This is a genomic window from Labrys neptuniae (assembly GCF_040797145.1).
Classification (GTDB): Bacteria; Pseudomonadota; Alphaproteobacteria; order Rhizobiales; family Labraceae; genus Labrys; species Labrys neptuniae.
In genome coordinates, this window is sequence record NZ_JBFNQD010000007.1 from 67124 (window position 1) to 88297 (window position 21174).

At 63.0% G+C, this 21174-nt stretch carries 25 protein-coding genes and 1 tRNA gene; 11 read left to right on the forward strand and 15 right to left on the reverse strand.

Annotated elements, in window-relative coordinates:
• The first annotated feature begins 5 nt into the window (after positions 1–5).
• The 3 genes from ABXS05_RS20055 to ABXS05_RS20065 all read left to right on the forward strand — a co-directional run bounded on the left by ABXS05_RS20055 (position 6) and on the right by ABXS05_RS20065 (position 1485).
• Positions 6–497, forward strand: a complete 492-nt coding sequence (locus ABXS05_RS20055; RefSeq protein ID WP_311942721.1) for an acyl-CoA thioesterase — start codon at positions 6–8, stop codon at positions 495–497.
• Between the two features lie 159 nt (positions 498–656).
• The gene (locus ABXS05_RS20060; protein WP_311942724.1) at positions 657–1256 is read left to right on the forward strand and encodes a nitroreductase family protein; all 600 of its coding nucleotides are present in this window, start codon (positions 657–659) and stop codon (positions 1254–1256) included.
• 154 nt (positions 1257–1410) lie between these two features.
• A tRNA-Gly gene (locus ABXS05_RS20065) sits at positions 1411–1485 on the forward strand.
• A gap of 130 nt (positions 1486–1615) precedes the next feature.
• On the opposite strand, the gene ABXS05_RS20070 is transcribed toward ABXS05_RS20065, so the two are convergent.
• Positions 1616–2041 carry a septal ring lytic transglycosylase RlpA family protein gene (locus ABXS05_RS20070; RefSeq protein WP_437178681.1) on the reverse strand — a complete coding sequence of 142 codons (426 nt, stop codon included), beginning with the start codon at positions 2039–2041 and terminating at the stop codon, positions 1616–1618.
• Between the two features lie 200 nt (positions 2042–2241).
• Between ABXS05_RS20070 and ABXS05_RS20075 the strand changes: the two genes are divergently transcribed.
• From ABXS05_RS20075 to ABXS05_RS20085, 3 genes are all read left to right on the forward strand, one after another.
• The gene (locus ABXS05_RS20075) at positions 2242–2433 is read left to right on the forward strand and encodes a CsbD family protein (protein WP_367625167.1); all 192 of its coding nucleotides are present in this window, start codon (positions 2242–2244) and stop codon (positions 2431–2433) included.
• Positions 2434–2468: 35 nt separating this feature from the next.
• Positions 2469–2729 (forward strand): GlsB/YeaQ/YmgE family stress response membrane protein, encoded by a 261-nt coding sequence (locus tag ABXS05_RS20080; protein ID WP_105864168.1) that lies wholly within the window; start codon positions 2469–2471, stop codon positions 2727–2729.
• Between the two features lie 592 nt (positions 2730–3321).
• Entirely contained in the window at positions 3322–3474 is a 153-nt protein-coding gene (locus ABXS05_RS20085) for a hypothetical protein (RefSeq protein ID WP_156771516.1), read from the forward strand.
• 42 nt (positions 3475–3516) lie between these two features.
• On the opposite strand, the gene ABXS05_RS20090 is transcribed toward ABXS05_RS20085, so the two are convergent.
• The 12 genes from ABXS05_RS20090 to ABXS05_RS20145 form a co-directional block, all read right to left on the reverse strand.
• Positions 3517–4479: a threonine ammonia-lyase gene (locus ABXS05_RS20090; protein WP_367625168.1), complete on the reverse strand. Its 963-nt coding sequence runs from the start codon at positions 4477–4479 to the stop codon at positions 3517–3519.
• A 38-nt stretch (positions 4480–4517) separates the two neighbouring features.
• Positions 4518–5246, reverse strand: coding sequence for an amino acid ABC transporter ATP-binding protein (locus tag ABXS05_RS20095; RefSeq protein ID WP_367625169.1), 729 nt, complete (start codon positions 5244–5246; stop codon positions 4518–4520).
• Positions 5243–5977 carry an ABC transporter permease gene (locus ABXS05_RS20100; RefSeq protein WP_367625170.1) on the reverse strand — a complete coding sequence of 245 codons (735 nt, stop codon included), beginning with the start codon at positions 5975–5977 and terminating at the stop codon, positions 5243–5245. The genes ABXS05_RS20095 and ABXS05_RS20100 overlap by 4 nt, the downstream gene beginning before the upstream one ends.
• A gap of 8 nt (positions 5978–5985) precedes the next feature.
• The gene (locus tag ABXS05_RS20105) at positions 5986–6651 is read right to left on the reverse strand and encodes an ABC transporter permease (protein WP_367625171.1); all 666 of its coding nucleotides are present in this window, start codon (positions 6649–6651) and stop codon (positions 5986–5988) included.
• Positions 6652–6764: 113 nt separating this feature from the next.
• Positions 6765–7553 carry a transporter substrate-binding domain-containing protein gene (locus ABXS05_RS20110; RefSeq protein WP_149253916.1) on the reverse strand — a complete coding sequence of 263 codons (789 nt, stop codon included), beginning with the start codon at positions 7551–7553 and terminating at the stop codon, positions 6765–6767.
• Between the two features lie 72 nt (positions 7554–7625).
• The gene (locus ABXS05_RS20115) at positions 7626–8588 is read right to left on the reverse strand and encodes an ornithine cyclodeaminase family protein (RefSeq protein WP_367625172.1); all 963 of its coding nucleotides are present in this window, start codon (positions 8586–8588) and stop codon (positions 7626–7628) included.
• Positions 8585–9187: a helix-turn-helix transcriptional regulator gene (locus tag ABXS05_RS20120; protein ID WP_246683681.1), complete on the reverse strand. Its 603-nt coding sequence runs from the start codon at positions 9185–9187 to the stop codon at positions 8585–8587. Before ABXS05_RS20120 ends, ABXS05_RS20115 begins: the two co-directional genes overlap by 4 nt.
• A 135-nt stretch (positions 9188–9322) precedes the next feature.
• Positions 9323–10480 (reverse strand): M20 metallopeptidase family protein, encoded by a 1158-nt coding sequence (locus ABXS05_RS20125; RefSeq protein WP_367625173.1) that lies wholly within the window; start codon positions 10478–10480, stop codon positions 9323–9325.
• A gap of 156 nt (positions 10481–10636) precedes the next feature.
• Positions 10637–11638: an ABC transporter ATP-binding protein gene (locus tag ABXS05_RS20130; RefSeq protein ID WP_367625174.1), complete on the reverse strand. Its 1002-nt coding sequence runs from the start codon at positions 11636–11638 to the stop codon at positions 10637–10639.
• Positions 11639–11766: 128 nt separating this feature from the next.
• A complete protein-coding gene (locus ABXS05_RS20135) occupies positions 11767–12606 on the reverse strand; it encodes a carbohydrate ABC transporter permease (protein WP_367625175.1) in 840 nt (279 codons plus the stop codon).
• 10 nt (positions 12607–12616) lie between these two features.
• Positions 12617–13549 (reverse strand): carbohydrate ABC transporter permease, encoded by a 933-nt coding sequence (locus tag ABXS05_RS20140; protein ID WP_367625176.1) that lies wholly within the window; start codon positions 13547–13549, stop codon positions 12617–12619.
• Positions 13550–13641: 92 nt separating this feature from the next.
• A complete protein-coding gene (locus ABXS05_RS20145) occupies positions 13642–14898 on the reverse strand; it encodes an ABC transporter substrate-binding protein (RefSeq protein ID WP_367625177.1) in 1257 nt (418 codons plus the stop codon).
• Positions 14899–15270: 372 nt separating this feature from the next.
• Between ABXS05_RS20145 and ABXS05_RS20150 the strand changes: the two genes are divergently transcribed.
• The 5 genes from ABXS05_RS20150 to ABXS05_RS20170 all read left to right on the forward strand — a co-directional run bounded on the left by ABXS05_RS20150 (position 15271) and on the right by ABXS05_RS20170 (position 19720).
• Positions 15271–16173: a glucosamine kinase nucleotide-binding domain-containing protein gene (locus ABXS05_RS20150; RefSeq protein ID WP_367625178.1), complete on the forward strand. Its 903-nt coding sequence runs from the start codon at positions 15271–15273 to the stop codon at positions 16171–16173.
• An 80-nt stretch (positions 16174–16253) separates the two neighbouring features.
• Positions 16254–17036: a GntR family transcriptional regulator gene (locus ABXS05_RS20155; RefSeq protein ID WP_068288356.1), complete on the forward strand. Its 783-nt coding sequence runs from the start codon at positions 16254–16256 to the stop codon at positions 17034–17036.
• A gap of 14 nt (positions 17037–17050) precedes the next feature.
• The gene (locus tag ABXS05_RS20160) at positions 17051–18061 is read left to right on the forward strand and encodes an SIS domain-containing protein (RefSeq protein WP_367625325.1); all 1011 of its coding nucleotides are present in this window, start codon (positions 17051–17053) and stop codon (positions 18059–18061) included.
• The gene (gene nagA / locus ABXS05_RS20165; RefSeq protein WP_367625179.1) at positions 18058–19230 is read left to right on the forward strand and encodes an N-acetylglucosamine-6-phosphate deacetylase; all 1173 of its coding nucleotides are present in this window, start codon (positions 18058–18060) and stop codon (positions 19228–19230) included. Before ABXS05_RS20160 ends, nagA begins: the two co-directional genes overlap by 4 nt.
• Positions 19231–19483: 253 nt before the next feature.
• On the forward strand, positions 19484–19720 hold the full coding sequence (locus ABXS05_RS20170) for a hypothetical protein (RefSeq protein WP_311942777.1): 237 nt from the start codon (positions 19484–19486) through the stop codon (positions 19718–19720).
• A 92-nt stretch (positions 19721–19812) separates the two neighbouring features.
• Here the strand turns inward: ABXS05_RS20170 and ABXS05_RS20175 are convergent, their stop codons facing one another.
• Together ABXS05_RS20175 and ABXS05_RS20180 are read right to left on the reverse strand one after the other, a co-directional pair.
• A complete protein-coding gene (locus tag ABXS05_RS20175) occupies positions 19813–20004 on the reverse strand; it encodes a hypothetical protein (RefSeq protein ID WP_068288216.1) in 192 nt (63 codons plus the stop codon).
• Between the two features lie 95 nt (positions 20005–20099).
• A complete protein-coding gene (locus ABXS05_RS20180) occupies positions 20100–21113 on the reverse strand; it encodes a histone deacetylase family protein (protein WP_311942782.1) in 1014 nt (337 codons plus the stop codon).
• Positions 21114–21174: the final 61 nt, after the last annotated feature.

Sequence of the window (21174 nt, forward strand, 5' to 3'; positions counted from 1 at the left end):
ACGCCATGGATCGCCGCCGCCTCGAAATGACCGTGCTGATGACACCCGACATGGCCAATTTCAGCGGCAAGGTGCATGGCGGCGCACTGCTCAACCTGCTCGACCGTGTCGCCTTCTCCTGCGCCTCGCGCTTCTCGGGCCAGTATGCGGTGACGCTGTCCGTCGACCAGGTGATGTTCAAGGAGCCGATCCAGGTGGGCGAACTCGTTACCTTCCTTGCCTCGATCAACCATGCCGGGCGGACATCGATGGAGGTCGGCATCCGGGTTGAAGCGGAGAACATCCGCTCCGGCACCCGTCGCCACACCAATTCCTGCTATTTCACCATGGTGGCAGTGGACGATGAGGGCCGCCCCTCGGCCGTACCGGTTCTGGAAGTGAAAGGGCCGACCGAGGAACGACGCTATCGGGCAGCGGAACTGCGGCGGACCCTGCGTCGCGAGATCGCCGCCCGCCTGGAAGCCGTGGCCGAGACCGGCGTTGACAGCGGAGGCTGACAGTCACCGCGAGCGACATGTCAATTTCATCGAACCTAACGATCGAGATTATGCAAGTTTTCGGCATGTCCATTTCAGGGCATGCAGATCTGCAGTCGAGGCTGCATTCAGGCGCCTCTTCCGCTTTGGCAAATTTTCATTGAGAGAGAAATTCTTCTCATGTCCAAGACCTTTATCGACCACGTCAAGACCCGCCGCACGCAATATGCCCTGGGCAAAACGCTGCCCAAGAGCGAGGAAGAGATTTCACTGCTGATCCAGGACGTGATCAAGCATGTGCCTTCCTCCTTCAATTCGCAGAGTTCGCGCGCCGTGATCCTGTTCGGCAAGCAGAGCGACAAGTTCTGGCACCTGACCAAGGAAATCCTGCGCAAGATCGTGCCCGCCGACAGCTTCGCCTCGACCGAGGCCAAGATGGATTCCTTCGCCGCCGGCGCCGGCACCGTGCTGTTCTTCGAGGACCAGGACGTGGTGAAGAGCCTGCAGGAGCAGTTCCCGCTCTATGCCGACGCCTTCCCGGCCTTCTCCGAGCAGTCCGGCGGCATGGCGCAGTTCGCCGTGTGGACGGCCCTGGCCGAGCACGGCATCGGCGCCAGCCTGCAGCACTATGCCCCGCTGGTCGACGAGGCCGTGCAGAAGGAATGGCATGTGCCCAAGTCCTGGAAGCTGCGCGCCCAGATGCCCTTCGGCTCCAACGAGCAGCCCTTCCCCGAGAAGAGCTTCATGAACGACAATGATCGCTTCAAGGTCTACAGCTGAGAGCGGCTGGCGCCGCGACCCGGCGCAATGAGCCGATAGTTGCGAGATCGTCAGGCCCGGCCTTGAGCCGGGCCTTGTCACATTCAATGAAAAGAGCAGGGGCGGCCTTGATCCATCCCTGAGAAACAGGCTACAAGATCGCAGCAATCGCTGCGCGGGTGTAGTTCAGAGGTAGAACGTCAGCTTCCCAAGCTGAATGTCGTGGGTTCGATTCCCATCGCCCGCTCCAAAATCCTCCTGGCAACAATGGTCAAGTAGCCATTGCGCGCTTGGGGCAAGCCGGTCGCACAAAGTCCCGGACGCAAAGGTACCCCTCCAGGCCAAGGAGGTGAAGATGCTGCTGTCCATGCAGCCGTTGGCTATCGTCGACGAGGCGGGAGCCTTGGCGGCGAGTTGCCCTTATCCGAGACCTGGGAAGACGCCGCAATCCTAGCGACTGAAACTCTCGTCGTGCCCATGCCGAGCATGCCGACGGCCTTGGCCGCTCCATAGGAGAGGTCGATCATGCGGCCACGCTTATGGGGGCCTCGATCGGTGACGCGGACGACAACGCTCTTGTGGTTCCTAAGGTTGGTAACGCGCAGCGTCGTTCCGAAAGGCAGGGTCCGATGGGCAGCCGTCAGCCCGGCTGGATTGAAGCGTTCGCCGTTGGCGGTACGGTGCCCTTTCAGCTCCCTACCGTAAAAGGATGCTGTACCCAGGGTTTCTGCATGTCCAGAGACCATAGCCATGAAGATGATTATCATGGAAAAGGCGAAAATTCCGCTTATGAGGCGCATACCCATCCAGTCAATTCCTTCTGTAATTGACGATTAATTACGGTAGGAATCGAATGGTTTCGATTTTGTTATCTCTCGATTGCGGCAATTTCGCTGCCACCGCTCACGTACTGCGGCGGATTAATCCATAAGCCAAAATCACTACGGAACCTCGAAAGGACACCAGCGTTTGTGAGCTGGGGGTCTGCATTCAAGGGAGTAACCGAGTGAACAGCACAACGGACAAGGTGAAGGGTATCGCCAACAAAGTGGCGGGTTCGGTGAAGGAAGGCGTCGGCAAGGCCGTGGGTAATCAGGAGATGGAAGCCGAAGGCGCGATTCAAAAAGCCAAAGGAGAGGTCCAGGAGGCCAAAGGCAAGGTCAAGGACGCGGTCGAGTCGGTCATCGACAAGGCGTAAATCCCAGACAATCCGATAGAAGCGGAGGTGAAGGAATGGATCGTCCTGAAGTTGGCTGGATCGCTGCGATCATTATCGGCGGCTTGGCCGGTTGGCTGGCTGAGATGTTCATGAAGAGCAACACCGGCGTTCTCATGAACATCATTCTTGGCATCGTCGGTGCGGCCCTCGCCAGCTTTCTGCTGGGGTTGATAGGCGTGGGCTTCGGCGGGTGGCTGGGCTACCTCATCGCGGGCTTTATCGGCGCCTGCATCCTCATTGCGCTCGCGCGAATGCTAAGCGGTTCTCGCGTCTGACGCTCGAGGCCAGATGGGTTGAACGCCACCCCGTCTGGCTCTCGCGGAAATATGACGGAGGAAACGCCTTGGCGCCGCCGGGCTTGCGCCGGATCTGCAGTCTGTCGGCATTCGAACGACCGAAGTCCCGGGTGATCCTCGAAAATGCCGAGGCATTTCGGCCTGGCCATCGGCTATCTTCACTTCGGAGGAGTCGAGAGCCATTGAGGATTTTGCTCGCAATCAAGGCGTCCGTCTGCGCTGGCCTATCCTCCATTCGGCTTTGAAATATCCGCATCATGTCCCTGCGGCCTTGACTATTTCACCCCTGGGTGTTACCGGTAAGTAACATCGATGGAGAATCAGGAGGCTTTCGGGGGAAGGGGGTTCTCGCCGATTTCAAGGGCTCCAATAGCCAGCGAAACACGGATCTTTCTGTCCGCATTGCGCATGTTTTGAGCATGCGCTGATCAGCGTTGAGATCGGTGCAATTCTTATTCAATAACGAAATCATATTTAATTTTTAGCTTGCGTGAAATTTCATCGCGCTCGTGGAGCATGGAGCTTCCTCCTCGGAAGCATTGCCTCCCTATATTTTCGAGAGATTCCAGAAATGAAGATCATCATTACGTCTATTTTTCTATTTCTTAGCGCCGTCACCGCCATCACGCTCACGTCGGTATCGGCTGAGCCTGCGGGCGACAGCACGGCCGTCACGCAGAATCAGGCCCACGCAGCCGCCCACAGCGCGGGTTCCTTCGTCTAATCGATCAACGGCCCAGTTCGATCCACGGATTGGGCCGTTTCTTCAGCTGAATACGGCCTTGACCAGCTTGTCCCGGTCGTAATTGGCCCCGCACAGCAGCACCACGTTGACCTGGTCGCGGCAGGCGTCCGCGACCTTGGCGAACCCCGCCAGGGCCAGGCCGGCAGAGCCTTCCACCAGCATGTTCTCCTTGAAGGCGAGGTCGCGGAGGGCGGCGGCAATCTCTTCTTCCGAGCAGATGATCGTCTCGTCCACCACGGCCCGCGCCAGCTCAAGCGTGATCGTCTCCTCGGCAAGCCCGCCGGCGACGCCATCCGCCAGTGTCTCCAGATGCTCGGTCTCGACCACCTTGCCCGCTGCCATCGACAGGGCAAGCGCGCAGGAGTTGCGGGCCGCGACGCCATAGACGCGCGCACGGGGCAGGAAGCTCTTCAGCACACTGCCGATACCGCTGATCAGGCCCCCGCCCCCCATGGCAATGAAGACATTGTCGATGTCCGGGTGCTGTTCCAGGAGTTCCAGCCCGATGGTGCCCTGCCCGGCGACGACGTGGGGATCGTCATAGGCCGAGATATATTCATACCCCTTGTCGCGGGCGAGCTCGAGCGCGTGCTGCTCCGCATACCAGGTCTCCGCACCATGCAACCGCGTCTCCACACCATAGGAGCGGATGCGGGCGAGCTTGGCGGCGGCTACCGTCTCAGGCAACACCACGGTCAGGTCCCGCCCGAAGGAACGGGCGGCCTGGGAAGAACCGATGCCGTGATTGCCGGACGAGGCGGTGACCAGATGTCGGCCCGGCGCCATCGCCGAGATCTTGGCGCTGGCACCCCGGATCTTGAAGGAGCCGGTCAGCTGGAAATTCTCTGCCTTGAAGAAGAGACGGCCGCCTGCTTCGGCGCCGATCTGCCGGGACGGCAGCAGCGGCGTCTCGTAGATATGGGCCTTGATGCGTTGGCGCGCCTGCACCGAGCGGGCGGCCGAGGCCAGAACGTCTGGATTCATGACACTATTCTCCTTGGCCGAGGCCTCGCCAGGCCGGGTCAATGCCGCGCGATCTGGCGCAGGAAATCCCGGGTGCGGGCGTGTTGCGGATTTTCAAAAAAAGCCTGAGGCCCTGCACTTTCCACGATCCGGCCGCCATCGAGGAAGACCACGCGGTCGGCCACATTCCTGGCGAAGCCCATCTCATGGGTGACAATGACCATGGTCAGCCCCTCGCGCGAAAGGTCGATCATCACATCGAGCACTTCTTTCACCATTTCGGGATCGAGGGCGGAGGTCGGCTCATCGAACAGCATCACCTTCGGCGACATGCACAGCGCCCGGGCGATGGCCACGCGCTGCTGCTGGCCGCCAGAGAGCTGGCCGGGATAGGAAGCGGCCTTGTCGGCGAGCCGCATGCGCTCCAGCATCGCCATGGCGAGTTCCGCCGCCTCCCTGCGGCCGAGCCTATGCACACGGCGGGGTGCCAGCATCAAATTCTCGAGCGCCGTCTTGTGCGGGAACAGGTTGAACTGCTGGAACACCATGCCGACCTCGCCGGCGAGATCGAGCACGTTGGAGCAGTCCCGCGCCAAGGCATGGCCGGCGATGCGGATATCACCGCCGCTGCGCGTCTCCAGGCCGTTGAGGCAGCGAATGAAGGTGGATTTGCCCGAGCCCGACGGGCCGCACAGCACCACCCGCTCGCTCGCCTTCATCGACAGGCTGACGCCCTTGAGCACGGCATGGGGGCCATAGGATTTGGTGAGATTGTCGGCCTGGATCACGACGCCACCTCCGCAGGCCGGCGGCCAGCCGCCGCTGCCTTGCTGGAACCGAGGCCGGTCGAGCGGAACAACGCACTCTCGCTCACCCGGAAGATGAGGCTGAAGACGAAGCCCACCAGGAGATAGACGAGGCCGGCGACGATGAACACTTCGAAGGGCGCATAGGTCTTGGCGGTAAAGGCCCGCGCCGCGCCCGTCATCTCCATCACGGTCACCGCGCTCGCCAGCGAGCTCGCCTTCAGCACGAGGATGATCTCGTTGCCGATCGAGGGAAAGATCGCCCGATAGGTCTGCGGCAATACGACATCGATGAAGGTACGCCGGCGCGACAGGCCGAGCGAGATGCAGGCCTCGAACTGCCCGGCCGGTATCTTGCGAATGCCGCCGGCGATCACCTCGGCGACATAGGCCGAGGAATTGATGCCGATCGCCAGGATGGCGCAATAGACCGGATCGCGCAGGATCGGCCAGAACACGCTGCTGCGCACGGCAGGGAACTGCGCGAGGCCGTAATAGAGGATGAAGAGCTGCACCAGGAGCGGGCTGCCGCGCAGCAGGAAGGTGTAGAGCCAGGTCGCCCCGCGCAGCAGCCGGAACTTCGAGACCCGGCCCAGGGCGACCGGCAGCGCCACCAGCTGCCCGACCGCAAAGGCAGCCAGGGTGATCAGCAGCGTCAGCTTGAGTCCGGTCAGGACGACGGGAATGGCGCGAAGCAGCATTTCCAGGGACATGTCGCCTCCTATCGCATCCAGGTCAGGCGGCTGTTGCCGAAGCTCAGCACGGCGGTCGAGACGGTGGTGATCAGGACGAAAAGGGCCGCGACGATGAGATAGAAGGTCATCGGCTGGTGAGTGGCGCCGGCCGCCACCACGCCTTTGCGCATCAATTCCTCCAGCCCGACGATGGAGACCAGCGCGCTTTCCTTCAGGATGACCAGCCATTGATTGCCAAGGCCGGGAAGCGCGTGGGAGAACATCTGCGGCAGGATGATCTTGCGGAACAATTGGCCCTGCTTGAGGCCGAGGCTGCGCGCCGCCTCCCATTGCCCCGGAGGAATGGTCTGCAAGGCACCGCGCAGGATCTCGGTCAGATAGGCGCCCGACACGAAGGACAGCGCCGCGATGCCTGCCGCCAGCGCGCTGACCTCGACATAGGCGCCCATCAGGCCGGTGAGCAGCACCGTCCCGCCATAGAACACCAGGAAGATCACCAGCAGTTCCGGCAGGCCGCGAATGACGGCTACATAGGAGGCCACCAGCCAGCGCAGGGGCCTGGGACCGGAGCTCCAGGCGAAGACGGCGGCCACGGCAAGAACGAACCCCACCACGAAGCTGCCGACGGCCACCTGCAGGGTGACGAGAAGCCCCTGAAGGAGTTGCGGAAGATAGGTTGAAACCACGGACATCGGAGGGATCTCGCTTCGGGAGCCCGCTGGAGTGGCGCTCCCCCTCCCCTTTAGGGAGAGGGGCAAGCATCCCATCGGCTCAAGGCGCTACGCGGCGGCGGCGGCGCTTACACTCATTTCTTCTTGAAGGAGACGTCGTATTTGAACCACTTCTCCGAAAGCTTGGCGACCGTGCCGTCGGCGAGCATGGCGTTGACGGCCTCGTCGATGCGCTTTTTCAGATCATCCTTGCCCTTCTTCAGGGCGATGGCCTGGCCCCGGCCGAACTCGGCATAGTCGGCACTGGTGATCAGCGGGCCGGCGATGGTGATGCCGCTGTCCTTGCGGGACGCCATCATGCCTTCCCAGGCGGAACGTTCCATCAGGCCGGCATCGAGACGGCCGGCGACGATATCGTCGGCGACCTGCTCGGCCCGGTCATAGAGACGGACGTCGGCATCCTTGAAATGGGCCCGGATCACCGCCTCATGGGTCGAACCCGTCTGCGCACCGATCACCTTGCCGGCCAGCCCCTCTTCGAGAGCCTTGGTGTCTTTGGCCTGGGCGACGGGACTCCCGGCGGCGACGACGATGTTGTTGGGCGCATCGGCATAGGGTGCCGAGAAATCGACCTGCTTCTCGCGCTCGTCGTTGATCGACAGGCCCGACATGATCAGATCGTATTTGCCGACCTGCAGGCCGGGCAGCAGGCCGTCGAAAGCCTGGTTGGTCCAGCTGCAATCGGCACCGATGCGCTTGCAGACCTCGTTGCCGATGTCACGATCGAAGCCGACGATCTCATTGGCGGCATCGACGGACTCCCAGGGCGGAAAATCCGCACTGGAGGCGATGCGCAGGCTTTCGGCCCTGGCAGCCGAAACGCCCAGCAGCGCGGCGAGCGAAACCAACAATACTCTCTTCACGGCAGTCCCCTCTCAAGAAACATGAACGGCGCGGGCATGGCGGGCTGCCCGCTCAGACGACGAAAAACGGACTCACATCACCAGATCGGGCACTCGCTGCAGGGCTGTCCTGGTGATGGCGATGTCCTGGGTGGCCAGACCGGTGAGGTCGGCAATGGTGATCGCGTCGCTGGAACCGCGCCCCGGCTTCGATCCGTTCAGGATGGCGCCGAGTTCGAGGCAGTCCTCCTGCCGGAACAGGCCGGCCTGGAAGGCGGCGGCGAATTCGCCATGGTCGAGGCTCTGGCTGGCGAGATCGGCGACCAGCAGATCCGCCCTTGCAATCAAGGCCGGATCCAGCTCCTGCTTGCCGGAGGCGTCTGCTCCAACAGCGGTGATGTGGGTGCCGGGCGTGATCCATTCACTCGCGACATAGGGCGCGGTCGAGGGCGTGGTAGCGATGATCACGTCGGCCGAGCGACAGGCCTCTTCCAGATCGGCCGCAACCGAGACGTCGATGGGCGACCCGGCGAATTCGTCGGCGAGTTCGCGCGCCTTCTGCACCGAACGGCCCCAGACCAGGAACTGCACGGGACGCTTGGCCAGCGCCGCGGCGGCGCGGATCTGGAAGCGCGCCTGCGTACCCGTACCAAGCACGGCGAAGACTTCGCTGTCGGGGCGGCAGAGGGCGAAGGTGGCAACGGCGCCGCCGATGCCGGTGCGCAGATTGGTGAGCCAGCCTTCATCGTTGAGGATGGCGACGGTGGCGCCGGTGACGGCCGAAATCGCGATCATCATGCCGCTGCTCGACGGCAGGCCGCGCTTGGGATTGTCGTAGAAACCGGAAGCGATCTTGACCACGAAGATCGGGTCGCCGGCGATATAGCCATATTTGATGTGGCAATCGGCATTCTGCGCCGGCAGCCCGAGATAGCCGACCGGCGGCACATTGGCCCGGCCATCCGCGACGGCGACATAGGCATCGGTGATAGCTGAGATGGCGGCAACGTCGATCGAAACCAGCTCCTGGAGCTGGGCCAGCGAAAGGCTAATCATTTCTCGTTTCTCAAATATTTGTAGACCGTCGCGCGCCCCATGCCGAGCACGCGCGAGATGTAGGCGGCGGCGTTCTTGCCGCTGAAGGCGCCGCTGTCGGCAAGGGCGGTGACCAGATCCTTGCGGTCGGCATGGGTCATCGAGGAAATCGTGACGTTGCGCCCCTGCGTCCATTGCCGGATGAACTCGTTGATCCTTTCGTGCCAGTCTTCCTTGAACAGTGCATCCGGCCGGTAATGCGGCTCGGGCACGCGCACCAGCGCCGACAAGGTCTGCATCACGGCGTGGAAGTCGGAGACGTTGACGTTGATGCACATCACGCCCAGCGGAGCGCCTGCCTCGTCGCGCAGCACGACGGTGATCGACTTGAGGGCCCGGCCATCCCAGTTGACCTTCTCATAGGGACCGATCACCGGGTTCTGGCTATCGAAATCGACCTCGTGCAGCAGCGAGGGCTCGCCCAGCACGCGCTTGGAGAAATTGCCGGCGATGTAGACGGCCTTGTCGGTGGCGAGCTCATGCAGGACCACCTCGACATAGGGCTGGAACAGTGCCGCGATGGCGTCACAGATCGGGCGATAGCGATGAAGGCTGTCCATAGGCATCCGATCCAAGCGTCATCCCCTATCGCGGCGCGGTTGGCGCGGCTTCTCGATAAAGCTCGCCATGCCATCGCCATCCTGGCCGCAACGTTTAGGCCTCAAGAACAAAAAAGTCTACAAGAGATTTTATGTCTACAACAATGCCTGTTCGGCCGTGGCCGAAAGAAGGCGAACGCCAGTGCCGATGATGGCATCGTTGAAATCGTAGTCGGGCTGGTGAAGCCGGCCATTGCGGTCCGATGGGCCATTGCCGATCCAGGCATAGGCACCGGGCAGATGCTCGAGAAAGGCGCCGAAATCGTCACCCGCCATGGTCGGCACGCCGATATGCAAGGCGGGGCTGCCGGGCAATGTGCGGGCAGCCCGGCGCATGATCTCGGCCTCGGCCGGCGTGTTGACCACGGGCGGGCTCGGCAGGTCGTCGAAACCGATCTCGACCTCTGTCGAGGCGATCCTGGCGGCGGATTGGGCGATCTCCTCCACCCGCGCCTTCAGCAGGGCCAGAATGTCGGAGCGCAGGCCGCGGAAAGTGCCGGCCAAAGTGGCCTCACGCGAAATCACGTTCTGGGCAAAGCCGCCCTGGAACGAGCCGACGGTGACGACGGCCGCCTCGAGCGGATTGACGGCCCGGCCCACCGCCTGCTGGATGCCGGTGACGAAATGGCTGCCGGCCAGCACGGGATCGCCGGTCATGTGCGGCATGGCGGCGTGACCGCCGGGCGCCTTGAACTTCAGGGTGAATTCCCCCGCCCCGGCCATCACCGGGCCATCATGGACGATCACCTCGCCGGCCGGCACATCCGGCCAATTGTGCAGGCCGAAAATATTGCGGGCGGGGAAGCGCTCGAGCAGGCCGGCATCCAGCATGAGCTGGGCGCCGCCATAGCGCTCCTCCGCCGGCTGGAACACCAGATAGACCGTGCCGCGAAAACGGCGGGTCAGCGAGAGATAGGACGCCGCCCCCAGAAGCATAGTCATGTGGCCGTCATGGCCGCAGGCGTGCATGGCGCCGGGGATCTGCGAGCGATGGTCGAAGCTGTTGTGCTCATCCATGGCGAGGGCATCCATGTCGGCACGCAGGGCCACGCCGGGGCCCTCCCCGCTCCCTTCGACGACGCCGACCATGCCATAACCGCCGACGCCGGTATGGACGGGAATTCCCATTTCGGTCAGCCTTTCGGCAACGAAGACCGAGGTCCAGGCTTCCTCGCGGGAGATCTCCGGATGACGATGCAGATCGTGCCGCATTGCGATCAGGCGAGGCAGGGCGTCTTCGACGATGTCGGTCATTGCAGGATTCATCCGTCAAATGGCAAGCATAGACGAACTAGTCCACAATGAATGTTTTGTCTACATGAACAGGAAATGGCTTCGGATCGGTGTGCCGGCCTTCTCAACTCCATCGGCATACTGATGGCGCGGGACCGGCACACCGCGTTCCGAGCCTCAGCCGCGCAGGCGCTTGCCGTTCTCGTCGAAGCGCAAGGTCCTCGTCGCATCGGGCGTGGCGTAGATGGTGGCGCCCGGCTCGACCTGATACTCGCCGGAGAGCCGCACGGTGATCGAGCCCGCCTTCTCGGTATCGAGATAGAGATAGGTGTCGGCACCCAGATGCTCGGCATAGACGACAGTGCCCTTCCAGTCGCCGGTCTCCCGGCTGACGGTGACATGCTCGGGCCGCACGCCGATCGTCTTGACGCTCTCGCCAAGGCGCCCGCCATCGACGAAGTTCATCTTGGGCGAGCCGATGAAGCCGGCGACGAAAGTGTTGTCGGGATCGTTGTAGAGCTGCATGGGCGCGCCGACCTGCTCGATATGGCCGGCATTCAGCACCACGATCTTGTCGGCCAGCGTCATGGCCTCGACTTGGTCATGCGTCACATAGATCATCGTCGATTTGAGGCGCTGGTGGAGCTGGGCGATCTCGATGCGGGTGTTGACGCGTAGAGCCGCGTCGAGGTTGGACAGGGGCTCGTCGAACAGGAAGAGCTTGGGCTCGCGCACCACGGCGCGACCGATGGCGACGCGCTGGCGCTGGCCACCGGAGAGTTCGGACGGCCGGCGGTCCAGATAGGGTTCGAGCGCGAGCATGGCCGAGGAAGCCTTGATGCGCTTGTCGATCACGGCCGCCGCCTCGCCGGCCTGCTTGAGGCCCAGGCCCATATTGTTGCGCACGGTGAGGTGAGGATAGAGCGCATAGCTCTGGAACACCATGGCGATGCCGCGCTTGGCCGGCGGTACGTCGTTGACGCGCTGACCGTCGATCCTGACGGCGCCGGAGGTGGTGTCCTCGAGCCCGGCGATGATGCGCAGCAGCGTGGACTTGCCGCAGCCCGACGGCCCCACGAAGACGACGAACTCGCCGTCCGCAACTTCGAGGTTGATCCCCTTGAGGATATCGACCGAACCGAAGGATTTCTTCACATTCTCGATATTCAGCGAACCCATGATACTTCCCCTAGAATTGGCCTGTGGGGCGCATGCGCGCGTCTTCATCCGCTCCGGGCGGACTGTGATGAGATTGCATTGCCGTTTGAGGAGAGCCGGCTCTCTTGAGCCGGCTCAGCACCGGGCCGCTACTTGACAGCGCCCGAGGTGATGCCGCGGATGAGCTGCCGCGAGAAGATCACATAGAGCACCAGCACCGGCAGGATGGCGAGCGACAGCGCCGCCAGCACGGCATTCCAATTGGTGACAAACTGCCCGATGAAGACCTGGGTACCCAGCGTGATGGTCTTGGTGCTCTCGCCTGGGGCCAGGATCAGCGGGAACCATAGATCGTTCCAGATCGGGATCATGGTGAAGACCGCGACGGTCGCCATGGCCGGCCGTACCAGCGGCAGGACGAGGCGGAAGAAGATGCGGTATTCCGACAATCCATCGATGCGCCCGGCATTCTTGAGATCGTCCGAGACCTGCTTCATGAACTCGGACAGGATGAAGACCGCCAGCGGCAGGCCCTGGGCCGTATAGACCAGGATGAGCGCCGTCAGTGTGTTGACCAGGCCCGTGGCGACCATGAGCTGCAGGATGGCAACGGTGCCGAGCCTGATCGGGATCATGATGCCCAAAGCCAGGTAGAGCCCCATCAGCGTGTTGCCCCTGAAGCGATACTCGGCGAGCGCGAAGGCCGCCATGCCGCCGAGCAGCAGCACGAAGAACAGGGAGACCACCGTGACGATCATGCTGTTCTGGAAGTAGAGGAAGAAGTCGCCCTGGGCGAGCACGGTCTTGTAGCCGATGGCGTCGAAGGTCGTCGGCCCCGGCGGTGTCAGGGGCGAGCGGAAGATCGCGTCCCTCGACTTGAAGGAGTTGATCAGGATCAGGATCACCGGAAACAGGGCGATCACGGTGTAGGTGATCAGCACCGTATGGGCGGCGATCGACCGGGCCGGAGAGTGCGTGGCTTTGCTCATGTCGATCTCCTCAGAACTGATAGCGCCGCAGCCGCGTCTGGATGGCGAAGAGGTAGACGCACACGCCGGCCAGGATGATGAAGAACATCATGGAGGCGATGGTGGCGCCCATGTTCGGATCGCCGAGCTGCAGCTGGAAGCCGAAGAAGGTGCGGTAGAGGAAGGTACCGAGAATGTCGGTGGCATAGTTCGGCCCGGCCAGCGCGCCCTGCGCCGAATAGATCAGGTCGAAGGCATTGAAGTTGCCGACGAAGGTCAGGATCGAGATGATACCGATCGAAGGCAGGATCAGCGGCAGCTTGATCTTCCAGAACTGGGCGATGCCGGTGATGCCATCCATCTCGGCCGCCTCGATCACCTCGTCGGGGATCGACAGCAAGGCGGCATAGATCAGCATCATCGGAATGCCCACGAACTGCCAGACCGAGACGAGGCCGAGCGTGGTCAGCGCATAGGCTTCCTTGCCGAGCAGCGGCGTGAACCAGCTCTTGAGGCCGATCAGGTCGAGCATCGAGGGCGCCACGCCCCAGAGCGGGGAAAGGATCAGCTTCCACACGAAGCCGACGATCACGAAGGACAGCACGGTCGGAATGAAGATCGCCGTGCGGTAGAAGGCGGCGAAGCGCAGCTTGGGATGGGAGAGCAGCGCCGCCAGCACGACGCCGATCGGGTTCTGCACCACCATGTGGATGAGGAAGAACCAGCAATTGTTGCGCAGGGCGTTCCAGAAGCTGGAGGCCCAGCGCGGATCGCCGAACAGCGTGCGGAAATTGTCGAGCCCCGCGAAATGCGACACACCATCGACGGTCCGGAACAGCGAAAGCTGCAGGGTACCGATCAGCGGCAGGATCATCACGAGCGTGTAGATGATGACGGCCGGCGCCAGGAAAACCGGAATGTGCCAGCGGAACGCTTTTCTACTTGGTGAATCTTCGAGAGACATTGCAGCAATCCTCGCATGTGCGTTGCTGTTGTCGGAGATGGCGATGAGGGGGAGGATGGCCGCGCCGTCATCGAGGCGCGGCCGAGCCGAGCTTACTTAGCCGGCTTATACCAGCTGTCGAGCCCCTTCTGGAGCTTCTCGGCAGCAGCTTGCGGCGTGTCGACGCCGTTGATCACATTGGCGGATTCCACCCAGGTCTCGTTCTCGAGATTGGGCGTGCCGCGCGACAGGATCTTGTAGGTCGAGCGGATCGTCGACTTGCACTTGTTGCGCCAGGAAACGAATTCCTGCGCCAGCGGATTTTCGAGCTTCACCTCGCTCTTGGCGAGGCTGAAGAAGCCCGGCAAAGCATTGGCGTAGAGCGTGGCGAATTCAGGCGAAGCGATCCAAGCCAGCAGCTTCTTGGCTGCTTCCGGGTTCTTGCTCTTGGCGTTCAGGCCGAAGCCGATGTCGTTGTGGTCGGAGATGTAGCAGGTATCGCCGGCCTTGCGCACCGGCGGCGGGAAGGCGCCCATCTTGAACTGCGCCTGGGCACCGAAGGGGGAGATTTCCCAGGAGCCGGCCGGATAGATGGCGGCACGGCCGAGCGTGAACAGGTTCTGGCTGTCGGGATAGGTCTGCGCTTCGAAACCGTCGCCCAGATAGGACTTCCACTTGGCGAGCGTGACGAAGGGCTCGATCCAGTCGGCATCGGTCAGCTTCTGGCTGCCCTTGATCAGAGCCAGGCGCCCCTCCTCGCCCTTCCAATAATTCGGGCCGATGTTCTGGTAGCCCATGGTCGCGGCTTCCCACAGATCCTTGGTACCCATCGCCATCGGAACATAGGTGCCGTCCGCCTTGATCTTGTCGAGGGCGGAGAAGAACTCTTCCTCGGTCTGCGGCGGCTTGAGGCCGAGCTTGTCGAAGGCGTCCTTGTTGTAGATGAAGCCGTGGATCACCGAGGCCACCGGCACGCAGAAGGTGGTCTTGCCGTCGTCGGTCTGCCAGGCAGACTTGGACGTGTCGGTGAAATTGTCCATGCCCGGCAGGGTCGACAGATCCGTCAGCTGCCCCTTCTTGTAGAGCTCCAGCGAGGCATCGAAAGGACGGCAGGCAATCACGTCGCCGGCGGTGCCGGCATCGAGCTTGGCGTTGAGCGCGGCATTGTATTCAGGCGGCGCCGACGGGGTGAAGTTCACCTTGATGCCGGGATTGGCCTTCTCGAAAGCCGGGATCAGCTTTTCCTGCCAGATGGCAAGATCGTCATTGCGCCAGCTCTCGATGGTGAGGGTCGCATCCTCGGCCCAGGCGGCCGTCACGCCGAGAAAAGTAGTGCCCAGGAATAGGGCCGTCAAAAGTCGCTTCTTCATCCGTCTTCCTCCCTGTACCGGCCACTGCCTGGGCCGGCTCTGGTCGACCTTGCGGTACCCAGCCCCCGCCGGGATGCGCCGCTCATGCAGCCTTTCCGGCCGGCAACTGGTCTGCTGCCCGGAGACCCGAAGAACCTGCATGCCCGCAAGCCTCCGCTCGGCAGCGCCGGCCTAGGTCCGACCCCACCCCTCCGATGCGCCGGACAATACCAAATAAATACCACTTGTCTAGTGATCTCACACAACTTTTCTCGATGAAGCATCACATTTCGTATAAGTATCTGTTTTAACTTAGTTTAAATTTTTTGCCCAGAACACCTCTTGACGAGTGGTAGCTTATTGGTATTGTCTTCGCATAGGGAGAACACAGCAATGATGATCCTCGGCGTCGATGGTGGAGGCACGAGCTGCAGGGCGGCGCTCGCGACAGCCCAAAGCCAGATCATCGGCCGCGCCAAGGCCGGGTCGGCCAATATCCGCACGGATTTGAACGGGGCCTGCGAGAGCATCATGGTAGCCGTCGGCCAGGCCTTCGCCGCCGCCGGCCAGGATCCGGCCCATATTCCCGACACACCCGTCGTGCTCGGCCTGGCGGGCGCCAATATCGGAACCTATGCTGCCGAACTGCGGGCTCGCCTGCCCTTTCGCCGCTGCTTGATCGAGTCCGACGTGCTCATCGCCCTGGAAGGCGCGATCGGCGCGGGAGACGGCGCCATCGGCATCCTGGGCACGGGCAGCCACTATCTGGCGCGTCAGTCGGGCGAGATCCGCCGCCTGGGCGGCTGGGGTTTCCTGCTCGGTGACCAGGGCAGCGGCGCCAGGATCGGACGAGACCTGCTTGAGGAGGCACTGCTCGCCCATGACGGCATAGCCCCCCATACCTCCCTCCTGGATGCCGTTCTGGCAGCGCATGGCAACGATCCGCAGGCGATCGTGGAGTTCACCAAATCCGCTCAGCCCCGTGATTTCGGAACTTTCGCGCCGATGGTCTTCGACTATCTCGAGCGCGGAGATCCAGCGGCGGACAAGATCGTCGAGAGGGCCGTCTCGGCGGTCGAGGCTTCCCTGGACGCCCTTGCGCTTGCCAACGCGACGCCCCGTTGCTTATTGGGCGGCCTGGCAACGCTGGTCGGACCTCGCCTGCCCCCGAAACACCGGGAGCGGCTCGTGCCTCCTCTGCAGGACGCGTTGGGCGGCGCAGTATCCATGGCTGCCCGATTATTCGGCCTCGAGCGGTCATTGTCGGATGGCAAACAGGGACTGATGCAGCCATGATCGCCAGGCAGTTGAGTCACGCCGAACTCTTGCCCTCCTACAGGGAGCAGGCCCGGGAATTCGGCTTGGAAAGGCAAGCCATGAGTGACGCCGTCGACCTCATCTTCCGCTCCCTCGCCGATGCCAAGGGCAGCAACGCGCCGCTCTATCTGCAATTGCGCAAATCGATCGAGGAAGCCGTGCGGGACGGTGTCCTGGCCGCAGGCGACGCGCTCCCTTCCGAGCGCGACATCGCCATGAAGGCCGATATTTCACGCGTCACCGTGCGCAAGGCGCTGCAGAACCTGGTCGAACAGGGCGTGCTGATCCAGCGTCACGGTTCCGGCACCTTCGTCGCGCCCCGGGTCGAGCGCGTCGAGCAATCCCTGTCGCGCCTGACATCCTTCACCGAGGACATGGCGCGGCGCGGCAAGCTGGTACACTCGGTCTGGCTCGAGCGCGGCCTCTATGTGCCCTCGCCGCAGGAGACGATGATCCTCGGTCTGACCGCCAACGAGATGGTGGCGCGTGTGAACCGTCTGCGCTTTGCCAATGAAGCCGCCGTCGCGATCGAACGCGCCTCGATCGGGGCCTCGCTGCTGCCGAACCCGGAAGCGGTCGGCTCTTCGCTCTACGCCGCCCTTGCCGAGCATGGCAACAAGCCGGTCCGCGCCGTCCAGCGCATCTCCGCCGCCAATCTCGGGCCGGAGGATGCCCAGCTTCTGCGCGTACCTCCCGGAGCCGCCAGCCTCAACATCGAGCGCGTCTCCTATCTGCCGAGCGGCAAGGTGGTTGAATTCACCCGGTCGATCTACCGGGGCGATACCTATGATTTCGTAGCGGAATTGCGTCTGGCCGAGCCCAGCGAAGGAGAAGCACTGTGACAACAGAGACCCACATGCGCCGCGAGGTGCTGGAAATTCCCCAGGCCGTCGCGCGCCTGTTCGAACAATCCGCCACCGAGATGGAGCGGGCGGGCACCGAGCTGAAGGCCGTCGATCCGCGCGTCCTCGTCACCGTGGCCCGCGGCTCCTCCGACCATGCCGCCTCTTTTATCAAATATGCGGTCGAATTGACCACCGGCGTGCCGGTCGCCTCGCTCGGCCCCTCGATCGCTTCGATCTACCAGGCGCCACTCAAGCTCGCCGGCGCCGCCAGCCTTTCCATCTCGCAGTCCGGCAAGAGCCCCGACATCGTCGCCATGGCGGAAGCGGTGCGCCGCAGCGGCGCCGTCGCCGTTGCCCTCACCAACACGGCAGGCTCGCCCCTGGCGCTCGCGGCCGATCACGCCATCGATATCGCCGCCGGCACCGAGAAGAGCGTTGCCGCGACCAAGACCTTCGTGAACTCCGCCGTGGCCGGCCTCGGCGTCCTCGCCCACTGGGCCGGCGACAAGGCGCTGCTGTCAGCCCTTCAGGACCTGCCCCGTCATCTTGAGCAGGCTGTCGCTTGCGATTGGACCACCTTCGCCGATGCCCTTGACGGCACTTCTTCGGTCTTCGTGCTCGGCCGCGGACCGGCCCTGGCGATCGCCAACGAGGTGGCCCTGAAGTTCAAGGAGACCTGCTCGGTGCACGCGGAAGCCTATAGCGGCGCCGAGGTCATGCATGGGCCGATGGCGCTGGTCGGGCCCGGTTTCCCGGTGCTGGCCCTGGCGGCTCGCGACAAGGCGGAAAGCTCGATCATCGGTGCCGCCGACGCGCTGGCGGCCAAGGGGGCCGCTGCCTTCATCACCGCCGACGGCGCCAGGCAAGCCGCCCGCCTGCCCTTCGCAGCCACCGGCCACCCGCTGACCGACCCGCTGGTGCTGATCGCTTCCTTCTACGCCTTCGTCGAGGCCTTCGCCCGTCGTCGCGGCCTCAATCCCGACGAGCCCCGCAATCTGCGCAAGGTCACGGAGACGGTATGAGCATGCAATCGGCCCTGCTCGCCCCGCGCATCTTCGATGGCGAGGCCTGGCACCAGGATGCCGCCGTGATCGTCGATGGCGAGCACATCGAGGCGATCGTGCCGCGCAGCGCCGTGCCGGCAGGCATGGCGGTCGAGACGATCGAGACGGGTTTCATCGCCCCCGGCTTCATCGACCTCCAGGTCAATGGCGGCGGCGGTGTGATGCTGAATGACAGCCGCGACGCCGAAACCATCGCCACCATCTGCGCGGCCCACGCCCAGTTCGGCACCACGGCCCTGCTGGCGACCCTGATCACCGACACGCCCGCCATCACCGCCGAGGCCCTCGAGGCTGGCGCGGAGGCCGAACGACGGAAGGTGCCGGGTTTCCTCGGCCTGCATATCGAGGGGCCGCACCTGGCCGTTTCACGCAAAGGCGCGCATGATCCGCAATTGATCCGCCCGATGGAGGAGACCGATCTCGCCAGGCTGATTGCCGCCAGAGGCCAGGTTCCCGTCCTGCTCACGACGGTCGCGACGGAATCGGTAACGCCGGCCCAGATTCGCCGCCTCGCGGAGGCCGGTCTGGTCGTCAGCATCGGCCATAGCGACGCCGAATATGGCGACGTGGTCGCAGCCGCGGAAGCCGGTGCCTCCATGGCCACGCATCTGTTCAACGCCATGAGCCAGATCAAGAATCGCGAGCCGGGACTTGCCGGCACGGCGATCGCACTCGGCGGCCTCTCCGCCGGGCTGGTGGCCGACGGTATCCATGTCGACCCCATCATCATCGACATCGCGCTACGGGCCAAGAAGCAACCCGGCCGGATCTTCCTGGTCACCGACGCCATGGCCACCATCGGCACGGATATGCGGCAGTTCACGCTCAATGGCCGCGTGATCAAACGCGAAAACGGTCGCCTGACCCTCGATGACGGCACTCTCGCAGGCGCCGATCTCGACATGATTTCGGCCGTGCGTTTCATGCATGAGCGGATCGGCCTCGAACTCGGCGAAGCCCTGCGCATGGCCTCGCTTTATCCGGCCATGGCCGTTGGCATGGACCGACATTATGGCCGCCTCGATCGGGGCAGCCGGTCCGACATGGTCGTGCTGACGGATGATCTGGCGATCGATTCGGTCCGGATCGGCGGATCGGTAGTTTTCCGCTCGGGAACGCCACGTTGATACAATAAAAAATAGATGCATACTGATACGCTTCCTGGAAAGAATTGGCCAGGAAGCGTTTCCATTTCTATACTATGGCCGGACTCTATCGCGACAACCGACTCGTATATTTTTTATGCCTTTGCGTCAGCATGATATCTCTGCTTGTCATTGGCTTAAAAAAATTCTCAGGTGATATATTTCATATCACGCCCATGTCACAGCCTTTCGTCATAGGGAAGGCAATTGTTAGACTTGGGCATTGGATGGTTGGATGAGCGATCCTTCGGACCCGCTCGGAAGTGGAGACGGCTCGGTCGTCACGCCGCTTCTTACGAAATTTCGCGGCCTCACTTCACCGGGACATCGGCAATTTGCCGTGGCCGAATTCGAATTCGCGGATGGGGCGATCATCCGCATCCCCATCGCCAGCGATGCCGTGGCCTCCTTCAACGATGCCTTGGTGGTGTGGATGTCGAAGGGCAATGCGGCTGGTGCGATCGTGCATTGAGCCGTCATGCCGAAAAGCCGGCTGACTTTCGCTTGAGAGAAAGCGTTGAAGCGACAAGTTCAGGCAAACCGTCCATAGCGGCGAAGGCGGCTTCAGCCATGCAGATGGCGCCTGCCCCATTTGCGCTCGGACAGTTCGGCGTTGCAGCGTTCCTGCTTCCTGTGCCAGAGATAGCCCGACAGGATAACCGCGCCGATGGCAATATCCGCGGCGAGAACCTTGAACAGGGCCGGCATCCAGAGGGCTGCCAGCAAGGCACTGGCATCGACGGCAAGGCTGGTCATCGGAACAACTCCCTCAATCGTCCCAAACCAGCACTGAACCTACGCCCCGACCCCGGCATTTTGATGTCGTCAGCCATAGGGGTTGGAAAAATACCTCACAACCCGCCGAGGAAGCTGGCGAGATTGTCGCCGAGCGCATCGCAGACATAACCACCCTCCTGCACGATCGCCATCGGCAACCCGAGGCTGGCGATACGGGCGGCAATGCGAGCGAACCCCTTGGTGGTCACCGTCAATTCCTGGAAGGGGTCGCCCTCGAAAGCGTCGAGGCCGAGTGCCACCACCAGCGCGCCCGGCGCGAAGGCGGCAATGCGGTCCAGGGCGATGTCGAGGGCCGCGAGGAAGCCTTCGTCACCCGTCTTGCGCGGCAGGGGCAGATTGAGGTTGTAGCCGAGCCCCTCGCCTTCGCCGCGTTCGTCCGGATGCCCCCAGAAGAAGGGATAGAAGCGGATGGGATCGGCATGAACCGAAACCGTGAAGATGTCGGAGCGGCCATAGAACATGCCCTGGGTGCCGTTGCCGTGGTGCAGGTCGACATCGAGAATGGCAATTCGGTCATAACGGCTGCGCAGGGCCTGGGCGGCGATGCCACTGTTGTTGAAGAAGCAGAAGCCCCCGGCCAGATCGGCAAAGGCGTGATGGCCCGGCGGACGGCAGAGCGCATAGGCGGCGCGTTCGCCGCCGAGCACCAGGCCGGCGGCATGATAGGCCGTATGGGCGCTGGCCAAGGCCGCCTCATAGGTCCCGGCCGAGATCGGGCAGGCCGTATCGGCCATATGATAACCCGCCTGTCCGACGGCGGAGGCTGGATAAGCCCCGTTGCGACGATCGGGATGGATGTTGGGGATCACCTCGGCAGAGGCCCCATCGATCTCGCACCAGCGCGCATGAATATGGCGGAGGAAGTGGATGTAGTCGGGCTTGTGCACCGCGGCGACAGGCACCAGGCCGGCATCGTCGGGCGCGACCTGCGTCAGGCCGGCGCCAAGGGCTGCCTGCAACAGGATGTCACAGCGGCGCGGCACTTCCGGATTGGGCCTCTGCGTGCCGCTCGACAGGAAGAAGGTCGGATCGTGGCGCCTTTGGGTTTCGCTGAATACGACCTTCATGCCCGCTGTTCCTCCGTCGGCTGCGACTCGATCCGCCCCTGTTTAGCCGATTTGGCCGGAA

What these genes read in the sequence shown, in the direction of transcription:
- ABXS05_RS20055 (WP_311942721.1), top strand. Translation starts at nt 6, where the DNA reads ATGGATCGCCGCCGCCTCGAAATGACCGTGCTGATGACACCCGACATG.
- ABXS05_RS20060 (WP_311942724.1), top strand. Translation starts at nt 657, where the DNA reads ATGTCCAAGACCTTTATCGACCACGTCAAGACCCGCCGCACGCAATAT.
- ABXS05_RS20070 (WP_437178681.1), bottom strand. Translation starts at nt 2,041, where the DNA reads ATGGGTATGCGCCTCATAAGCGGAATTTTCGCCTTTTCCATGATAATC.
- ABXS05_RS20080 (WP_105864168.1), top strand. Translation starts at nt 2,469, where the DNA reads ATGGATCGTCCTGAAGTTGGCTGGATCGCTGCGATCATTATCGGCGGC.
- ABXS05_RS20085 (WP_156771516.1), top strand. Translation starts at nt 3,322, where the DNA reads ATGAAGATCATCATTACGTCTATTTTTCTATTTCTTAGCGCCGTCACC.
- ABXS05_RS20090 (WP_367625168.1), bottom strand. Translation starts at nt 4,479, where the DNA reads ATGAATCCAGACGTTCTGGCCTCGGCCGCCCGCTCGGTGCAGGCGCGC.
- ABXS05_RS20100 (WP_367625170.1), bottom strand. Translation starts at nt 5,977, where the DNA reads ATGTCCCTGGAAATGCTGCTTCGCGCCATTCCCGTCGTCCTGACCGGA.
- ABXS05_RS20105 (WP_367625171.1), bottom strand. Translation starts at nt 6,651, where the DNA reads ATGTCCGTGGTTTCAACCTATCTTCCGCAACTCCTTCAGGGGCTTCTC.
- ABXS05_RS20115 (WP_367625172.1), bottom strand. Translation starts at nt 8,588, where the DNA reads ATGATTAGCCTTTCGCTGGCCCAGCTCCAGGAGCTGGTTTCGATCGAC.
- ABXS05_RS20120 (WP_246683681.1), bottom strand. Translation starts at nt 9,187, where the DNA reads ATGGACAGCCTTCATCGCTATCGCCCGATCTGTGACGCCATCGCGGCA.
- ABXS05_RS20125 (WP_367625173.1), bottom strand. Translation starts at nt 10,480, where the DNA reads ATGACCGACATCGTCGAAGACGCCCTGCCTCGCCTGATCGCAATGCGG.
- ABXS05_RS20130 (WP_367625174.1), bottom strand. Translation starts at nt 11,638, where the DNA reads ATGGGTTCGCTGAATATCGAGAATGTGAAGAAATCCTTCGGTTCGGTC.
- ABXS05_RS20135 (WP_367625175.1), bottom strand. Translation starts at nt 12,606, where the DNA reads ATGAGCAAAGCCACGCACTCTCCGGCCCGGTCGATCGCCGCCCATACG.
- ABXS05_RS20140 (WP_367625176.1), bottom strand. Translation starts at nt 13,549, where the DNA reads ATGTCTCTCGAAGATTCACCAAGTAGAAAAGCGTTCCGCTGGCACATT.
- ABXS05_RS20145 (WP_367625177.1), bottom strand. Translation starts at nt 14,898, where the DNA reads ATGAAGAAGCGACTTTTGACGGCCCTATTCCTGGGCACTACTTTTCTC.
- ABXS05_RS20150 (WP_367625178.1), top strand. Translation starts at nt 15,271, where the DNA reads ATGATGATCCTCGGCGTCGATGGTGGAGGCACGAGCTGCAGGGCGGCG.
- ABXS05_RS20155 (WP_068288356.1), top strand. Translation starts at nt 16,254, where the DNA reads ATGAGTGACGCCGTCGACCTCATCTTCCGCTCCCTCGCCGATGCCAAG.
- ABXS05_RS20160 (WP_367625325.1), top strand. Translation starts at nt 17,051, where the DNA reads ATGCGCCGCGAGGTGCTGGAAATTCCCCAGGCCGTCGCGCGCCTGTTC.
- nagA (WP_367625179.1), top strand. Translation starts at nt 18,058, where the DNA reads ATGAGCATGCAATCGGCCCTGCTCGCCCCGCGCATCTTCGATGGCGAG.
- ABXS05_RS20170 (WP_311942777.1), top strand. Translation starts at nt 19,484, where the DNA reads ATGAGCGATCCTTCGGACCCGCTCGGAAGTGGAGACGGCTCGGTCGTC.
- ABXS05_RS20175 (WP_068288216.1), bottom strand. Translation starts at nt 20,004, where the DNA reads ATGACCAGCCTTGCCGTCGATGCCAGTGCCTTGCTGGCAGCCCTCTGG.
- ABXS05_RS20180 (WP_311942782.1), bottom strand. Translation starts at nt 21,113, where the DNA reads ATGAAGGTCGTATTCAGCGAAACCCAAAGGCGCCACGATCCGACCTTC.